The organism is Solirhodobacter olei, from assembly GCF_004010155.1.
In the GTDB taxonomy this organism is placed as follows: domain Bacteria; phylum Pseudomonadota; class Alphaproteobacteria; order Rhodobacterales; family Rhodobacteraceae; genus Solirhodobacter; species Solirhodobacter olei.
The window spans coordinates 360,020-375,327 of record NZ_RRYH01000003.1; the positions used below are offsets into that span (position 1 = coordinate 360,020).

The window sequence follows — 15,308 nt, forward strand, 5'->3', positions numbered from 1 at the left end:
GGCCTGGACCGCCTTTCGGCAGCGCCACTTCGGTAGCGCTGCCGAACGGTGACTTATAACAACGCCCGGTTCTTTCGTCGGCCCCGGCAACCGCGGGAGGCGGTTCGCTTGCCGATGTTCCGGAGCGCGCAGCCTGGGATCCGCGCGCGCCGGCTGGCCGATCGGGAGAACCGGACGCGACACCAAGCCTGCAGCAGAAGTGTTTAGGAGCCGTTAATGGGCGGGCAGGCCCGCCGGGCGGGGCCTATTCCCACTCGATCGTGCCCGGGGGCTTCGAGGTGATGTCGTAGGTCACCCGGTTGATGCCCTGCACCTCGTTGATGATGCGGGTGGCCGTCTCACCGAGAAAATCGTGGGAAAACGGGTAGTAATCCGCCGTCATCCCATCGACCGACGTCACCGCGCGGAGCGCGCAGGCGTAATCGTAGGTGCGCCCGTCGCCCATCACGCCCACCGTGCGCACGGGCAGCAGGGCCACGAAGGCCTGCCAGATCTCGTCATAAAGCCCGTGTCGGCGAATCTGGTCGATGTAGACGGCATCGGCGCGGCGCAGAATGGCGAGCTTCTCGCGCGTGATTTCGCCCGGACAGCGGATGGCGAGGCCGGGGCCGGGAAAGGGGTGCCTGCCGATGAATTTCGGCGGCAGGCCGAGTTCGCGGCCGAGCGCGCGGACCTCGTCCTTGAACAGCTCGCGAAGCGGCTCGACCAGTTTCAGGCCCATCTTCTCGGGCAGGCCGCCGACGTTGTGGTGCGACTTGATCGTGACCGAGGGGCCGCCGGAAAAGCTTACCGATTCAATGACATCGGGGTAGAGCGTGCCCTGGGCGAGGAACTCTGCCCCGCCGACATCGTGCGCGTGCTTCTGGAAGACGTCGATGAAGAGCTTGCCGATCGTCTTGCGCTTCACTTCCGGGTCGGAGACGCCTTCGAGCGCGCCGAGGAAAAGATCGGATTCGTCGGCATGGATCAGCGGGATGTTGTAGGTGTCGCGGAACATCGAGACGACCTCGTCCGCCTCACCCTGGCGCATCAGCCCGTGGTCGACGAAGACGCAGGTGAGCTGATCGCCGATCGCCTCGTGGATCAGGACGGCGGCGACCGACGAATCGACCCCGCCGGAGAGGCCGCAGATCACCTTGCCGTCACCGACCTGTTCGCGGATCTGGCGGATCGCCTCTTCCTTGTAGGCGCCCATTGTCCAGTCGCCCGTGAAGCCGGCGAGCTTGACGAAGTTGGCGTAGAGCTGCGCGCCCTTCGGGGTGTGGTGGACCTCGGGGTGGAACTGCACGGCGAAGAAGCGGCGCTCCGGGTCGGCGGTGATCGCGAAGGGGGCGTTGGGCGAGGTGCCGAAGACGCGGAATCCCGGAGCGATTTCAGAGACATGGTCGCCGTGGCTCATCCAGACCTGTTCGCGCCCGCCGTTCGTCTCGGGGGCAAACCAGCCGTCCAGCAGCGCCAGCTTCTCGGCCGCCGGGGTCACGAAGGCGCGGCCGAATTCGGCGGTGTTATGGCCGCGTTCGACCTTGCCGCCGAGCAGGTGCATCATCAGCTGCTGGCCGTAGCAGATGCCCAGGATCGGCACGCCCATGTCGAAGACGATGCGCGGCACGGTGGGCGCGTTCTCGGCGAAGACCGAGGCGGGACCGCCGGAGAAGATCACGGCTTTCGGATTGAATTCCTTGAGGAATTCCTCCGTGACCTTCTGGAACGGATGGATTTCGCAATAGACGTTCAACTCGCGCAGGCGACGGGCGATGAGCTGCGTCACCTGGCTGCCGAAGTCTATGATGAGAAGGCGATCATGCTGGGTCATGGACGGGGGATAGAGGCAGCCGGGCGGGCGTGCAAGAGGCTGTGAAAAGGGCGGGTTCGGGCGTGCCGGGGCGCAGTGTGAAGATCCCGGTGCAAGGGGCTGGGACGGCTGGGAAAAGGCAATACCGTAAAAGCACCGCTTTGGCACCGCTTTCGCACCGGCCCCGGGGCCCTGGATTTGCCAGGCGCGCGGGCGTCTCGCGGGCCCGCCGGGCCCCGGCGGGGTCCTTTCGCCGCGCGGGGCGCGCGCGCAGGGATGTCGGCGCGTCTCGCGGCCGGTGTCGTTTTTCGCGCGCAAGCGCCGCTATGCGGTGATGGTCCGCTGCCGAACGCGCTAAAAGGAGCGCCACAACGGGTGCGCCGCGGCGCGGACGGAGGATTGGCCATGAGCGATATGGCACAGGAAAATGGGTCGGGCGACGGGCGCGCGGCTGCAGGACGCCGGGCGCGCAGCGGCGGCGGCGCGGCGCGGCGGGCGGAACGCACGGCGGTGCATTTCGAAACCGCGCGCTTCATCGAGCGCAACATCCCGAACTTCGAGGTGCTGAACGAAGAGGCCCTCCAGATCATCGAATACAACGCCGAGACGGTGCTGGAAGAGATCGGCGTGAACTTCGTCGAGAACCCCGCCGCGCTTGAGCGCTGGAAGGCGGCGGGCGCCGATGTGAGGGGCGAGCGGGTGCGCATTCCGCGCGGCCTGGCCCGCCAGCTTTGCGCCACGGCGCCGGGGTCCTTTACCCAGCATGCCCGGAACCCGGCGAAGAATGTCGAGATCGGCGGCAAGGGACTCGTCCTCGCCCCGGTTTACGGTCCGCCCTTCGTGCGCGACCAGGCCGGCGGGCGCCGCTATGCCACGATCGAGGATTTCCGGAATTTCGTGAAGCTCGGCTACATGTCGAAATGGCTGCACCATTCCGGCGGCACGGTCTGCGAGCCGACCGATATCGCGGTGAACAAGCGCCACCTCGACATGCTGCTGGCGCATATGACGCTGTCGGACAAGCCCTACATGGGCTCGGTCACGGAGCCGGTGCGGGCGACGGATTCGGTGGAGATGTCGAAGATCCTCTTCGGCGCCGATTTCGTCGATCAGAACACGGTGATGACCTCGCTCATCAACATCAACTCGCCGCTGACCTTCGACTCGACCATGATGGGCGCACTGGAGGTCTATTCCGCGGCGAACCAGGCGGCGATCATCTCGCCCTTCATCGTCGGCGGCGCGATGGCACCGGTGACGGTGGCGGGCACGCTGACGCAGGTTCTGGCCGAGGTGCTGGCCGGCGTCGCCTATTCGCAGCTGATCCGGCAGGGGGCACCGGTGATCTTCGGGGCCTTCGTGACCTCGATCGACATGAACTCTGGCGCGCCGACCTTCGGAACGCCGGAGGCCGCGCATATCACCTATGGCGCGGGCCAGCTGGCGCGGCGGCTGGGGCTGCCCTACCGTTCGGGCGGCGGGTTCTGCGGCTCCAAGCTGCCGGACGCGCAGGCGGGCTACGAGAGCGCGAACTCTCTCAACATGGCGCTTCTGGCGGGCGTGAACTTCATGCTGCACGCCTGCGGCTGGCTGGAGGGGGGGCTGGTTTCCTCCTACGAGAAGTTCGTGCTGGACGCCGACCAGCTGGGCTGCCTGCATCAGCTGGCCAAGGGCATCTCGCTGGATGCGAACGGGCAGGGAATGGACGCGATCCGCGAGGTGGGGCCGGGTGGCCATTACCTTGGCTGTGCCCACACCCAGGCGAATTTCAAGTCCGCGTTCTGGCGGACCGAGGTGCTGGACTACAAGCCCTTCGAGACCTGGGAAGAGGAAGGCGGCCGGGATTCAGCGACGCTGGCGGCCGCGCGGGTGAAGAAGATGCTGGGCGACTACCAGCAGCCCGCCATCGACCCGGGCGTGAACGAGGCGCTGGCCGAATACGTGGCGAAGAAGAAGGCCTCTATGCCGGACGCCTTTGGCTGAGGGCGAGGGAAGGCGAGGGGGGGCGCGATGAATGCGCACCCTACTTTGCCGTAGACCAATGGGGCAAAGCCCCGCCCGATACGTGGTGCGTCAGCACCACCGGGCAGCGCCCGACCGCCCCCAGGGCGGGCGCTTTCTTCACCCTCGCGGCGGAGAATGGCGCAGGGGGAGCTTCACCATAAACTGACAGACCCGGGGCGCGGCGGGCGCCCACCCGCGGTCGGTCGCTGCCCTTGGTGTGGTCTTCCCCCCAAACCTCAGCTCGCGTAATCGCTGCCTTCGCGGTCGAGGATTTCGCGGAGCTGGGCCAGGTGCTCGGCCGCGCCGGAGGGGTAATCCTCCCATTCCCGCGCCGTCTTCTCGGCCACCGCGTCGGGCAGGATGCGGAGCGGGCGGCCGGTCTGGAGGGCGCGGATATAGGTCTCTGCCGCGCGCTCGAAGTAGTAGAGGCGGTTGAAGGTCTCGGCCACCGTTTCGCCTATGATCAGGACGCCGTGGTTGCCCATGACCATGGTCTTTACCTTCGGATCGGCGAGCAGCGTCGCGCAGCGGGCGCCTTCCTCCTCGAAGGCCATGCCGCCGTAGCCGTCGTCCACAACGTGGCGGTTGAAGAACATCGCGCAGTTCTGGTCGATCGGCGGCAGGCGGCTGTCGGCGAGCGAGGCCAGCACGGTCGCATGGATCGAGTGGACATGCATGACGCAGCGGGCGTGCGGGCAGGCGCGGTGGATCGCGCCGTGGAGGCCCCAGGCGGTCGGGTCCGGCGCATCGGGGCGGTTGAGCGTGTCCGGGTCGTCGGCGTCGATCTCCAGAAGCTCGGAGGCGCGCATGAGGGCGAAATGTCGGGCGTTCGGGTTCATCAGGAAGCGCCGGCCCTCGGGGTCGGTCGCGAGCGAGAAGTGGTTGGCCACCGCCTCGTGCATGTTGAGCCGGGCGGTCCAGCGGAAGGCCGCGGCGAGGTCGCAGCGTTCGGCCCAATGGGCGATGTTCGTCAGGGGTGCGTTCATGGGGTTCCTCCGTAAGGCCAGTGGCCCGCGCCGAGGGCGGAGATCGCCCCGGTGATGCGGGCAAAGCTTGCGCCGGCGCGGGCGGCGGTGTGGCGGGCGCGCAGGTAGCCGTGGACGAGGCCGGGCTCCAGCACATGATGGGCGCGGCCGCCCTCGGCCTCGATCAGGGCGCAATAGGCGCGGGCGTCGTCGGCCAGCGGATCGCATTCGGCGGCGAAGGCGACGGTGGGGGGCAGGCCCGCGAAGCTCGGCGCCCAGAGGGGGGCGGCGGTCGGGTCGTCCGCGGGTTCCTCGCCGCCCTCGTAGCGGACCGAGGCGTAGAAGGAGAGGTCGTCCTTCGTCAGCATCGGGGCATTGGCATGGGTAACGTAGCTGCCGCGGTTCAGGTCGCCACCGAGGCCGGGGTAGATCAGCACCTGCCCCATGAGGCGCGGTTCTCCGGCCAGGGTCTGCGCGACCGCCGCGGCCAGCGCGCCGCCGGCGCTGTCGCCGGCGAGGACGAGCGGGTCGGGGAAGGCCTCGAGCGTGGCTCGGGTGGCGGCGAGGGCATCCTCATAGGCGGCCGGATGGCGGTGTTCGGGGGCAAGGCGGTAGTCGGCGGAGACGACGCGGAAGCCGGTGGCGGCGGCGATCTCGGCGCAGACGTCGTCATGGCTGTCGAGGCCGCCGACGACGAACCCGCCGCCGTGGAGGTAGAGCACTGTCGCCTTGGGGGGCGTCGCGGGCAGGTAGATCCGGCAGGGGACGCCGCCGAGAGCGCGGTCCTCGGCCGAGATGCCCTCGGGATAGCCGCGGAAGAAGGCGCGGCACATGGCGGTGTAGACCTCGCGCTGCTTCTCGATCGGGTATGTGGCGGTTTCCGGCGGGTACCAGCTTTCGGTCTCGCGGATGAAGGCCCAGGTTTCGGCGTCGATGAGTTGGGAATAGTCCGGGGCGGGCATGGGGGTCCTGTGGTTGGCTTGGGCGCAGTCTCGCCCGGCGGGGCTGGGGCGGCAAGGGGGGCGTGGTGAGGAGGGCGGGAGCCGTCCCGGGGGCGCGGTGAGCAATGAATGCGCACCCTACGCCGGGGAGGGCCGATGGGCCGTGGGACGCGCAATGAAAAAGGCGCCTCTCGGGCGCCTTCATCGGGACGGGACGGTGGGACGGCTCAGCCGTGCCAGGTGCGGACGGGGCCGCAATCCATGTGGACGAAGTCGGAGTGGATGTACTTGCCGACGCCGCCCGCCTGGCAGGACCAGGCCGCCTCGTAGATCTGATGCACGGTGCGCGAGCGCAGGCGCAGGTCGGCGGCCTCGCCGTCCATGTGCAGCGAATGCGCGGCGACCCCCTTCGAATGGCGGCGCAGCATGGCGTTGGTCTGCGGCGTGCGGTAGCCGGAGAGCAGCTGGAAGGGCTCGGTCGTGTCGAGAAGCGCGTGCGAGGCGGCGATGATGTCGATCGTCTGCGGCGCCATGTCATGGGTCTGGTCGACGCGCCAGTCGCGCATGAAGACCTTCACCTGGTCGAGAACCTCGGGGACGTACTTGCCGTCGATCCAGTAGATCGCGTCCATCGTTTCGCCAGAGCGGCCGGAGAACATCCGGACCCGGCGGATATTGCCGGCGCCGCGGATCAGCCCGAAGGCATTGGCGTAGGTGGGTGCGGCCACTACGGTGGTTGCCGCAAATGCGCGCAGAAGTCCGCGCCGCGAAAAGCTCGCCGGTGTCTTTGAAGTCATGCTTTCTGTGCCTGTCCCGTTTGTCGTGGCCGCCTGTTCGGCGGTCATTGCTTCGTCCATCCCCTGGCCGGGTTTTTATGCCACAGTCATGGAGAATTCCAAACCGGGAAGGTCCTGGCGTTCTCTGATTCCTTCAGGGTGAGCGGAAATCTGCTGAAAACTCCGCTAATCCTCGGCCGCCCTGCGCCGAAATTCGCCGGCCGGGGCCTGCCGGCCATCACTTGGCGGCGATTTGCCGCTTTGGAGGGGCGGAGCGGGCGGCTCCGTTGTTTTGCAGAGACAGCGATGGATGCACGCGCGGCGGGGAGTGGACTTGCGCCCCGCGAAGCCCCAGATTTGCAGCAAGGGAAGCGGTTGCGAGGCAGTCATGCGTCGGCATGCGATTGATACGGGTCTGTTTTTTGCCGGGGGATCGGGGCGGCGGGCGCTTTGCGGCGCGGCGATTGCGCTGATTGGCTTGGCCGGCGGGCCGGCCGGCGCGCAGGCGATTCTCGCCGGCATGGCGCAGCCCGCGGCGCAGGGCCAGCCGGCGGCGGTGCAGGCGATGATGTCGGCCTTCGCGCAGGGCGTGGCGGCGGCGGTGTCGCATGACCGCGCGCTGGAGGAATTCTACCGTTCGACCGATTACCGACCGGTCTGGACCGATGCGGCCGATGCGGCGCGGCGGCAGGCTTTCCTCGACGCGCTGGCCAATGCCGGGCTGCAGGGCCTGCCCGCGGCGCGCTACGATCGCGCCGGGCTGATTGCCAAGCTGCGCGGCGCCGAGACGGAGCGCGACCGGGCCGAGGCCGAGGTGTCGATGAGCCGGACCTTCCTCGAATATGCGCGCGACGCCTGGTCGGGGGTGATCGACCCCTCGAATATCGGGCCGGGGCTGGTGCTGAAGGTCGATCGGCCCGATCCGCTGGCGCTGATGAAGGGGCTTGTCGCGGCGTCCGACCCGCAGGGCTACATGGCGAGCCTTCTGCCGCAGGCGCCGCAATATAACGCGCTTCTGAAGGAGAAGCTGACGCTGGCCCATCTGGCGGCGACGGATGCGTGGGGTCCGCCGGTGCGGGCCGGCAAGCTGAAGGCCGGCATGTCTGGCCCCGAGGTGGTGGCGCTGCGCAACCGGCTGATCGCGATGGGCTATCTCGCCCCCTCGGCCGACCCGAGCTTCGACGCCGACATGCAGGCGGCGGTGATGCAGTTCCAGGCCGACCACGGCCTGGCCCCCGACGGGGTGGTGGGACCGGCCACGCTGGAGGAGATAAACGTCCAGCCGATCGATCGGCTGAAGGCGGTGATGGCCGACATGGAGCGCTGGCGCTGGCTGCCGCGCGACCTCGGCCAGAAATATGTCTGGGTGAACCTGCCGGATTTCTCGGCCAGGGTGATCGTCGGCCATCGGGTGGTCTTCGACTCTCCGGTGGTGATCGGCAAGAACACCAAGGACACGCGCACGCCGGAATTTTCCAACACCATGCGCTACATGGATGTGAACCCGGTCTGGAACGTGCCGAAGTCGATCGCGACGAAGGAGTATCTGCCGGCCTTCCAGAAGGATCCGAACGCGGATTCGCAGCTGGTGCTGATCAACCAGTCGGGGCAGATCGTCGACCGCTCCACGGTCGACTTCAGCCAGTATGACCAGAACAACTTCCCCTTCGAGCTGAAGCAGCCGCCGTCCAGAGACAACGCGCTAGGGCTGGTGAAGTTCATGTTCCCGAACCGCTACAACATCTACCTGCACGACACGCCGTCGAAGTACCTGTTCAAATACGACCGGCGGGATTTCAGCCATGGCTGCGTGCGGCTGCAGAAACCGTTCGACCTGGCCTATCTGCTGCTTGGCTGGCAGAACCCGGACCCGAAGGCGGAGTTCCAGCGGGCGCTGGCCACCAAGGACCAGCAGACCATCGACCTGAAGTCCCCGCTGCCGGTGCATCTGGTCTATTTCACCGCCATTCCGTCGCTGACCGGGCACATGCAGTACCGCCGCGACATCTACGGCCGGGACGGGAGAATCTTCGCCGCGCTTCAGCAGGCGGGGGTGGCGCTGCCGGGCGATCCGCACTAGAGCCGGTCTCGAGAGGCATCGGCGGAGACAGCATGGGCGTGCGGACCGGCCACCGGATTGACGAGATCGCGAAGGCGCTTGGCGCACGGGCGGAAGGCGACGGCGCGCTATGCGTCACCGGCGCTGCCGAACCGGGAGAGGCCGGGCCGGAGGCGATCGCGCTGGCGATGAGCCCGAAGTATGCCGAAGGGCTGGCGCAGGGCCGGGCGCGGGCAGCGGTGCTGTGGGAAGGGGCCGACTGGCGCGCGCTGGGGCTTGAGGCCGCCGTGCTGGTGGCGCGGCCGCGGCTGGCGATGTCCGGGCTGACGCGGATCCTCGATCCCGGGCCCGCCATCACGCCGGGCGTGCATCCGAGCGCGGTGATCGATCCCTCTGCCGAGATCGGGGCGGGGGCCGCGATCGGGCCCTTCGTGGTGATCGGGGCGGGGGTGCGGATCGGGTCCGGGGTGCGGATCGCGAGCCATGTCTCCATCGCCGAGGGCGCGATGATAGGGGCGGATGCCCTTTTGCTGCAGGGCGTTCGCATCGGCGCGCGGGTGCGGATCGGCGAGCGTTTCATCTGCCAGCCGGGCGCCGTCGTGGGCGGCGACGGCTTCTCCTTCGTGACCGAGGCGAAATCCGGGGTCGAAGAGGTGCGCGAGACGCTGGGCCAGCGGGCCGAAATCACCGAGCAGGGCTGGCTGCGGATTCACTCTCTGGGCGCGGTCACGATCGGCGACGATGTCGAGATCGGCGCCAATGCGGCCATCGACCGGGGCACGATCCGGGATACCGTGATCGGCTCGGGCACCAAGCTCGACAACCTCGTGCATGTCGGCCACAACGTGGTTGTCGGGCGGGACTGCCTTCTGTGCGGGCAGGTCGGCGTCGCCGGCTCCTCGCGCATTGGTGACCGGGTGGTGCTGGCGGGGCAGGTCGGTGTGAACGACAATATCCTGATCGGGGACGACGTGATTGCGGGCGGCGCCTCCAAGATATTCACGAATGTGCCGGCGGGGCGGGTTATCCTCGGCTATCCGGCGATGAAAATGGATCTGCATGTCGAGGCCTACAAGGGCCTGCGCCGGCTTCCGCGCCTGTTCCGGCAGGTGGCGGAACTGCAAAAAGCGGTTTCCAAGGTGAAGGGTTCGGACTAAACAGCCGCCGACCCGGCGGGATCGCCCGAAGAGCAGCAGGAGTGCAGATGGCGAGCGAGGTGAAGGACAAGGTCGTCGCGATCATCGCCGAGCAGGCGGTGCTCGACGTGGCCGATGTTAAGCCGGAGGCGACGCTGGAGAGCCTGGGGATCGACAGCCTCGGCCTGGTGGAGTCGATCTTCGCCATCGAGGAGGCGTTCGACATCACGGTGCCGTTCAACGCGAACGAGCCGGACCAGAACGCGGAATTCGACATTTCGACGGTCGGCTCGATCGTCGCCGCGGTCGAGAGCCTCGTGGCCGAGCAGAAGGGATGAGGCGCGTCGTCATTACCGGCGCGGGCACGGTGAACGCGCTGGCGCAGGATGTGGCGGGCACCTTCGAGGCGTTCCGCGAGGGGCGCTGCGGGATCGGCGAGCTGGATATCCGCGACGTCGACCGGCTGGCGATCAAGATCGGCGGCCAAGTGCGCGACTGGGATCCCGAGGCCCATTTCAACCGCCAGCAGATCGTCCTCTATGACCGTTTCACCCAGTTCACGCTGATCGCCGCCAAGCAGGCGCTGGCGCAGTCGGGCCTGAATTTCGACGGGCACCTGGGCTACGAATCCGGCGTTGTGCTGGGCACCGCCGGGGGCGGCGTGAACACCTGGGACGACAATTACCGCGCCGTCTACGAGGAGGGGAAGAACCGGGTTCACCCCTTCGTCGTGCCGAAGCTGATGAACAATGCCGCGGCGAGCCATCTTTCGATGGAGTTCAACCTGCGCGGCCCCTCCTTCACGGTGGCGACGGCCTGCGCGAGCTCCAACCACGCGATGGGGCTGGCGTTCCAGATGATCCGCTCGGGCGGGGCCAAGGCGATGGTCACCGGCGGGTCGGAAAGCATGCTGTGCTTCGGCGGGATCAAGGCCTGGGAAGGGCTGCGGGTGATGTCGAAAGACGCCTGCCGCCCGTTCTCGGCCAACCGCAACGGGATGGTGCAGGGCGAGGGCGCGGCGGTCTTCGTCTTCGAGGATTACGACCACGCCCGCGCGCGCGGCGCAGAGATCCTGGCCGAGGTGGCGGGCTTCGCCATGACCTCGGACGCGGCGGATATCGTCATGCCCTCCAAGCAGGGTGCGGCGCGGGCGATTGCGGGGGCTTTGCGCGACGCCGGGCTGAACGGCGACCAGGTGGGCTATATCAACGCCCATGGCACCGGCACGGCGGCCAATGACAAGACCGAATGCGCTGCCGTCTCGGATGTCTTCGGACATCATGCCGACCGGCTGATGATCTCCTCGACCAAGTCCATGCACGGGCACCTGATCGGCGGGACCGGGGCGGTCGAGCTTCTGGCCTGCATCATGGCGCTGAAGGACGGGATCATCGCGCCGACGATCGGCTATGAGGAGCCGGACCCGGAATGCTCGCTCGACGTGGTGCCGAACGAGGCGCGCGAGGCGGAGGTGAGCGCGGTGCTCTCGAACGCCTTCGCCTTCGGTGGGCTCAACGCGGTGCTGGCGCTGAAGCGGGCATAAGGCGGCTTCGGTCCCACCTCTACACCCTGAAGGCCCGAACCAGCGTCGCGCAGCGACGCCGGGCCAGCGCACGTCCGCTCCCAAGGGCGGGCGCTATTGGTGAGTCGGCCGCCCAGGCTAGCCAAAGGGGCGACTGAACCATAAGCGGACAGATCCGCGAGGCCGCCAGCGCCCAGCCGCGGACCGGCGCTGGCCCTCTTCCCAGAGGTGGTCGGTTACTTCTTCGGGGCGATGCTCGGGACCGAGGGCATCTTGGCGCCGGTGGCAGCACCGGGGGCCTTCGCCTTGGGCGTCGCGCCATGCTCCTCGTTTAGCTTGGCCACGGCGGCCAGCCCGTCGGTGAAGCCCTTCAGTGAGACCGTCAGGTCCACCTTCTGGTCCGGGGCCTGTGCGGGGACGATCGACATCGCGATGTCCTTGCCCTTCTTCATCGCGTCGACTTCTTCCTTGGTGAAGCCGACATTGGCGACGCAGCCCTCGCGCGTGCAGTAGAGGAAGGCGTAGACCTTGGGCTGCACGCCGTCGATATGCAGCGTGATGCCGCGCGGCAGCAGCGTCTCCAGCGGGGTGACGATGTTCGCCGCGGCGGCCGCGGGCTGGCCGTCGGGCAGGGCAGTGATGGCGATCTCTGCCACCGGGTTCTTCGAGCTGTCCTTCAGCAACTGGTAGAGCTGGCACGGATCGTGGCCGTTCGGCGCATGGACGCAGCGGTAGGACCAGTCGCCCGAGGTGCCGGCGACATAGGGCGTGCCGACCGCGCCGGAGGCGGAGCCGTTCGCAGGCTTGCCCATGTCGGGTGTGGTGGCCGGGGCCTTGCCGGAGGTTTGGCCGCTGGTGGTCTGGGCCATCGCGGCGGGCGCGAGAGCCAGCGCAAGAATGAGCGGCAGCGCTTTGGTCTTTCTCAGCATTTACGGGTCCATCGGGTCGGGAATAGGGGTTGGCCGTGCTCTACCATGACCGTCCGCAGCTGTCAGGGACTAATTCCGGCGGGCAGTCGCGCGGGGGGCGGAAAATTGCCGGGCGCTTCATCCTAAAAGCGAAAAGGGCCCGGCAAGGGGCCCTTTTCAGATATTTTTTTCTCTCCCCGTCGGACTGGCCGACTTTGCAAGGGGGACGCTACGGCGGAAACACGAATGCGTCAACTGGGAATCTCGGCGGAAAGCCTCCCAATCCGATCACAAAAAAAGGGGCCGCGCCGGATTTGGGCACGGCCAGTCTGACAGGGAGGAAGTGTTGCCCCGAACCGCATGTTGCCCGGGACCGGGGCAGTCTGACGGCAAATGGTTAAATTAGTATGTCCGCTGTGCGCGGGTGTCAGGCCGCATGCGGCCGGAGCGCAGGCGGGGGGCATCCGCGCCGGGAAGCGGGCCGCGCGCCGTGGGCCGGGTGCGGCCTCAGGCCGGGGCGGACCAGTCGATCGGCGCCTCGCCCCGGGCCGTGAGCCAGGCGTTGATCGCGCCGAAGGGGCGGGTGCCGAAGAAGCCGCGATGGGCGGACAGCGGCGAGGGATGGACGCTCGTGAGAACCAGGTGGCGGGCAGGGTCGGTATGGGGTAGCGCGAGCCCCTGTGCGTGGCGGCCCCAGAGCAGGAAGGCCGCGGGCCGGGGGGTGATCTCGGCCAGCACATCCGTCACGAGAGAGCGCCATCCGAGCTTTGCATGCCCACCGGGGCTGCCCGAAGGGACCGTCAGCGCGGTGTTGAGCAGCAGCACGCCCTGCCGCGCCCAGGGGCTCAGATCGCCCGAGGCCGGGCGGCGGCCGGTGTCGGCCTCGAGCTCGGCGAAGATATTGCGCAGCGAGGCGGGGAGCGGCCGGCCGGGCGGAACGGAGAAGGCGAGCCCGTCCGCGTTGCCCGGCGTCGGGTAAGGATCCTGGCCGAGGATGACGACGCGCACGGCCCGGGGCGGGACCAGGGCGAGGGCGCGGAAGATCCGCTCCGGCGCCGGGAAGACGGGACCGGGCTCGGCGGCGAGGCGCTCTGCAATCGCGGGCCAGCGCGTGGTGAAGAACGGCAGATGCGCCCAGGCGGATGGGAGATCCGTCATTCCGCCTGGGTGGCCTTGGCGAGGGCCGTGACCTTCGCGCGGGCCGCGCCGCTGTCGATGCTGGCGCGGGCGACCTCTGTCCCTTCGGGCAGGCTTGCGACGCGGCCGGCGACGAGGAGCGCCGCGGCGGCGTTCAGGAGGACTGCGTCGCGATAGGCGCTCTCTGCCCCGTCGAGGAGCGCGCGGAAGGCGACCGCGTTCTCGGCCGGCGAGCCGCCGAGGATCGCCTCGAAGGAATGGCGGGGCAGGCCGGCATCTTCGGGCGTGATCTCGAATTCGGTGATCTTGCCAGCGTCGAGGGCGGCCACCTTGCTGGGCGCGGCGATCGAGAGCTCGTCGGTGCCGTCGCCGCCATGGACAAGCCAGGCGCGTTCGGAGCCGAGGGTGGCCAGAACCTCTGCCATCGGGCGCAGCAGCGCGGCAGAGAAGGCGCCGGTCAGCTGGCGCTTCACCCCCGCCGGGTTGGTCAGCGGACCGAGGATGTTGAAAAGCGTGCGGGTGCCGAGCTCCGCCCGGACCGGGCCGACATGGCGCATCGCGGGGTGGTGCATCGGCGCCATCATGAAGCAGATGCCGGTCGCGGCGAGCGCCTTCTCGACCACTTTGGGGCCGACCATGACGTTGATGCCCAGCTCGGCCAGCGCATCGGCGGCGCCCGATTTCGAGCTGAGGTTGCGGTTGCCATGCTTGGCCACAGGCACGCCCGCGCCCGCGACGACGAAGGCGGTGGCGGTGGAGATGTTCAGCGTTCCCTTGCCGTCGCCGCCGGTGCCGACGATGTCCATCGCGCCCTCGGGCGCCTTCACCGGGTTGCAATGGGCGCGCATGACCGAGGCGGCGGCGGCGTATTCGTCGACCGTCTCGCCCCGGGTACGGAGCGCCATCAGAAGCCCGCCCATCTGCGCCGGGGTGGCGTTGCCCTCGAACAGGATGTCGAAGGCGCGCTCGGCCTCGGCGCGCGAAAGCGGGCGGTCGGCGGCGGCGGCGATCAGGGGTTTCAGCGCTTCGCTCATGCGGTCACCCGGGTCTGGTCGAGGAAGTTCTCGAGAAGTTGGTGGCCGTGTTCGGAGGCGATGCTTTCGGGGTGGAACTGCACGCCCTCGATGGGCTTGGTGCGGTGCCTGAGGCCCATGATCGTGCCGTCCTCCAGCCAGGCGGTGACCTCGAGCTCTGCCGGCAGGCTGGCGCGGTCGACGATCAGGCTGTGGTAGCGCGTGGCCTCGAAGGGCGAGGGCAGGCCGGTGAAGACACCGGTGCCCTTGTGATGGATCACGCCGGGCTTGCCGTGGACAATCTCGTGACAGCGGACGACCTTGCCGCCGAAGGCCTGGCCGATGGTCTGGTGGCCGAGGCAGACGCCGAGGAGCGGCACCCCGGCCTGGGCTGCGGCGGCGGCAAGCGGCAGGCAGATCCCGGCCTCTGTCGGCGTGCATGGGCCCGGAGAAAGGACGATGCCGGCGGGCTTGAGGGCCATCGCCTCCTGCACCTCGAGGGCGTCGTTGCGGCGGACCAGCACCTCCGCGCCCAGCTCGCCCAGATAATGCACGAGGTTGTACGTGAAACTGTCGTAATTATCGATCAGCAGGAGCATGGACCGGCGATCCTCGGGCAAGGGGAGCGCCGCTCAAAAGGGGTGAACGCGGCGCGGTGTCGGGCTATACATGGTCCGAGCCGCCGCCCGGGGTCAAGGGCGGGGAACGCCCGGGGATGCCGGGAGGGGGCCGCAAGAAGGTGGAGGAAGGCGTTGGGCAGGGGTTTTGTACTGGGGGCTCTGTCGGGGCTTGTGGTGTCGGCGGTGGCGCTGGTGGCGGCCTCGTTCATGTTTCCGATCCCGCCGGGGCTGACGCCGCCGGCCGCGCCCGCAGTGGCGGTCTCCGGTGCGCCCGCAGCGCCCGCAGCAGGGGCCGCGCCCGAGGCACCGAACGGCAATTCCGGCGCGCCAGCGCTGACGGCGACACCGGCGCCCGCGCCCGGGGCGCAGCCGGCCGCGCCGTCGGTTCAGGCCAATGCGGCGGGGGACCGGCCCGAGGTCGGCGCCGTCGCCGGC

The 15,308-nt window shown here is 68.6% G+C and carries 13 protein-coding genes and 1 pseudogene; 6 read left to right on the forward strand and 8 right to left on the reverse strand.

The window, feature by feature from the left end:
- Positions 1-244 precede the first annotated feature (244 nt).
- Positions 245-1,813: a glutamine-hydrolyzing GMP synthase gene (guaA, locus tag EIP85_RS03925; protein ID WP_127900838.1), complete on the reverse strand. Its 1,569-nt coding sequence runs from the start codon at positions 1,811-1,813 to the stop codon at positions 245-247.
- Positions 1,814-2,206: 393 nt separating this feature from the next.
- On the opposite strand from guaA, the gene EIP85_RS03930 reads away from it, so the two are divergent.
- Complete coding sequence (locus EIP85_RS03930; protein ID WP_127900869.1) at positions 2,207-3,775, forward strand: trimethylamine methyltransferase family protein; 1,569 nt, start codon at positions 2,207-2,209, stop codon at positions 3,773-3,775.
- A gap of 257 nt (positions 3,776-4,032) precedes the next feature.
- Here EIP85_RS03930 and EIP85_RS03935 read toward each other — a convergent pair whose 3' ends face one another.
- The 3 genes from EIP85_RS03935 to mepK all read right to left on the reverse strand — a co-directional run bounded on the left by EIP85_RS03935 (position 4,033) and on the right by mepK (position 6,499).
- Positions 4,033-4,782, reverse strand: a complete 750-nt coding sequence (locus EIP85_RS03935) for a class II aldolase and adducin N-terminal domain-containing protein (RefSeq protein ID WP_127900839.1) — start codon at positions 4,780-4,782, stop codon at positions 4,033-4,035.
- Complete coding sequence (locus EIP85_RS03940) at positions 4,779-5,723, reverse strand: alpha/beta hydrolase (RefSeq protein WP_127900840.1); 945 nt, start codon at positions 5,721-5,723, stop codon at positions 4,779-4,781. Before EIP85_RS03940 ends, EIP85_RS03935 begins: the two co-directional genes overlap by 4 nt.
- Positions 5,724-5,929: 206 nt before the next feature.
- The gene (gene mepK, locus EIP85_RS03945; protein ID WP_127900841.1) at positions 5,930-6,499 is read right to left on the reverse strand and encodes a peptidoglycan L,D-endopeptidase MepK; all 570 of its coding nucleotides are present in this window, start codon (positions 6,497-6,499) and stop codon (positions 5,930-5,932) included.
- 367 nt (positions 6,500-6,866) lie between these two features.
- Here mepK and EIP85_RS03950 point away from each other — a divergent pair, with 367 nt between their 5' ends.
- The 4 genes from EIP85_RS03950 to EIP85_RS03965 are packed head-to-tail and all read left to right on the forward strand — an operon-like array spanning position 6,867 to position 11,216.
- Positions 6,867-8,558 carry a L,D-transpeptidase family protein gene (locus tag EIP85_RS03950; RefSeq protein ID WP_241559881.1) on the forward strand — a complete coding sequence of 564 codons (1,692 nt, stop codon included), beginning with the start codon at positions 6,867-6,869 and terminating at the stop codon, positions 8,556-8,558.
- A 32-nt stretch (positions 8,559-8,590) separates the two neighbouring features.
- Entirely contained in the window at positions 8,591-9,694 is a 1,104-nt protein-coding gene (lpxD, locus tag EIP85_RS03955) for a UDP-3-O-(3-hydroxymyristoyl)glucosamine N-acyltransferase (RefSeq protein WP_127900842.1), read from the forward strand.
- A 47-nt stretch (positions 9,695-9,741) separates the two neighbouring features.
- A complete protein-coding gene (locus EIP85_RS03960) occupies positions 9,742-10,011 on the forward strand; it encodes an acyl carrier protein (RefSeq protein WP_127900843.1) in 270 nt (89 codons plus the stop codon).
- On the forward strand, positions 10,008-11,216 hold the full coding sequence (locus EIP85_RS03965) for a beta-ketoacyl-[acyl-carrier-protein] synthase family protein (RefSeq protein ID WP_127900844.1): 1,209 nt from the start codon (positions 10,008-10,010) through the stop codon (positions 11,214-11,216). Before EIP85_RS03960 ends, EIP85_RS03965 begins: the two co-directional genes overlap by 4 nt.
- Before the next feature lie 215 nt (positions 11,217-11,431).
- On the opposite strand, the gene EIP85_RS03970 is transcribed toward EIP85_RS03965, so the two are convergent.
- The 4 genes from EIP85_RS03970 to EIP85_RS03985 all read right to left on the reverse strand — a co-directional run bounded on the left by EIP85_RS03970 (position 11,432) and on the right by EIP85_RS03985 (position 14,852).
- Positions 11,432-12,124: an invasion associated locus B family protein gene (locus tag EIP85_RS03970; protein ID WP_127900845.1), complete on the reverse strand. Its 693-nt coding sequence runs from the start codon at positions 12,122-12,124 to the stop codon at positions 11,432-11,434.
- A gap of 486 nt (positions 12,125-12,610) precedes the next feature.
- Positions 12,611-13,261 carry a uracil-DNA glycosylase gene (locus EIP85_RS03975; protein WP_127900846.1) on the reverse strand — a complete coding sequence of 217 codons (651 nt, stop codon included), beginning with the start codon at positions 13,259-13,261 and terminating at the stop codon, positions 12,611-12,613.
- A complete protein-coding gene (trpD, locus tag EIP85_RS03980) occupies positions 13,258-14,274 on the reverse strand; it encodes an anthranilate phosphoribosyltransferase (RefSeq protein WP_127900847.1) in 1,017 nt (338 codons plus the stop codon). The genes EIP85_RS03975 and trpD overlap by 4 nt, the downstream gene beginning before the upstream one ends.
- A complete protein-coding gene (locus EIP85_RS03985; protein ID WP_127900848.1) occupies positions 14,271-14,852 on the reverse strand; it encodes an anthranilate synthase component II in 582 nt (193 codons plus the stop codon). The genes trpD and EIP85_RS03985 overlap by 4 nt, the downstream gene beginning before the upstream one ends.
- A gap of 153 nt (positions 14,853-15,005) precedes the next feature.
- On the opposite strand from EIP85_RS03985, the pseudogene EIP85_RS03990 reads away from it, so the two are divergent.
- Positions 15,006-15,308 (forward strand): annotated as a pseudogene (locus tag EIP85_RS03990) (hypothetical protein); the annotation flags it as partial.

Bases quoted from the DNA above. Each gene is read 5' to 3' on its own strand.
- EIP85_RS03975 (WP_127900846.1), bottom strand. From the start codon at position 13,261: ATGACGGATCTCCCATCCGCCTGGGCGCATCTGCCGTTCTTCACCACG.
- guaA (WP_127900838.1), bottom strand. From the start codon at position 1,813: ATGACCCAGCATGATCGCCTTCTCATCATAGACTTCGGCAGCCAGGTG.
- mepK (WP_127900841.1), bottom strand. From the start codon at position 6,499: ATGACTTCAAAGACACCGGCGAGCTTTTCGCGGCGCGGACTTCTGCGC.
- EIP85_RS03950 (WP_241559881.1), top strand. From the start codon at position 6,867: ATGCGTCGGCATGCGATTGATACGGGTCTGTTTTTTGCCGGGGGATCG.
- trpD (WP_127900847.1), bottom strand. From the start codon at position 14,274: ATGAGCGAAGCGCTGAAACCCCTGATCGCCGCCGCCGCCGACCGCCCG.
- EIP85_RS03970 (WP_127900845.1), bottom strand. From the start codon at position 12,124: ATGCTGAGAAAGACCAAAGCGCTGCCGCTCATTCTTGCGCTGGCTCTC.
- EIP85_RS03930 (WP_127900869.1), top strand. From the start codon at position 2,207: ATGGCACAGGAAAATGGGTCGGGCGACGGGCGCGCGGCTGCAGGACGC.
- EIP85_RS03965 (WP_127900844.1), top strand. From the start codon at position 10,008: ATGAGGCGCGTCGTCATTACCGGCGCGGGCACGGTGAACGCGCTGGCG.
- lpxD (WP_127900842.1), top strand. From the start codon at position 8,591: ATGGGCGTGCGGACCGGCCACCGGATTGACGAGATCGCGAAGGCGCTT.
- EIP85_RS03985 (WP_127900848.1), bottom strand. From the start codon at position 14,852: ATGCTCCTGCTGATCGATAATTACGACAGTTTCACGTACAACCTCGTG.
- EIP85_RS03960 (WP_127900843.1), top strand. From the start codon at position 9,742: ATGGCGAGCGAGGTGAAGGACAAGGTCGTCGCGATCATCGCCGAGCAG.
- EIP85_RS03940 (WP_127900840.1), bottom strand. From the start codon at position 5,723: ATGCCCGCCCCGGACTATTCCCAACTCATCGACGCCGAAACCTGGGCC.
- EIP85_RS03935 (WP_127900839.1), bottom strand. From the start codon at position 4,782: ATGAACGCACCCCTGACGAACATCGCCCATTGGGCCGAACGCTGCGAC.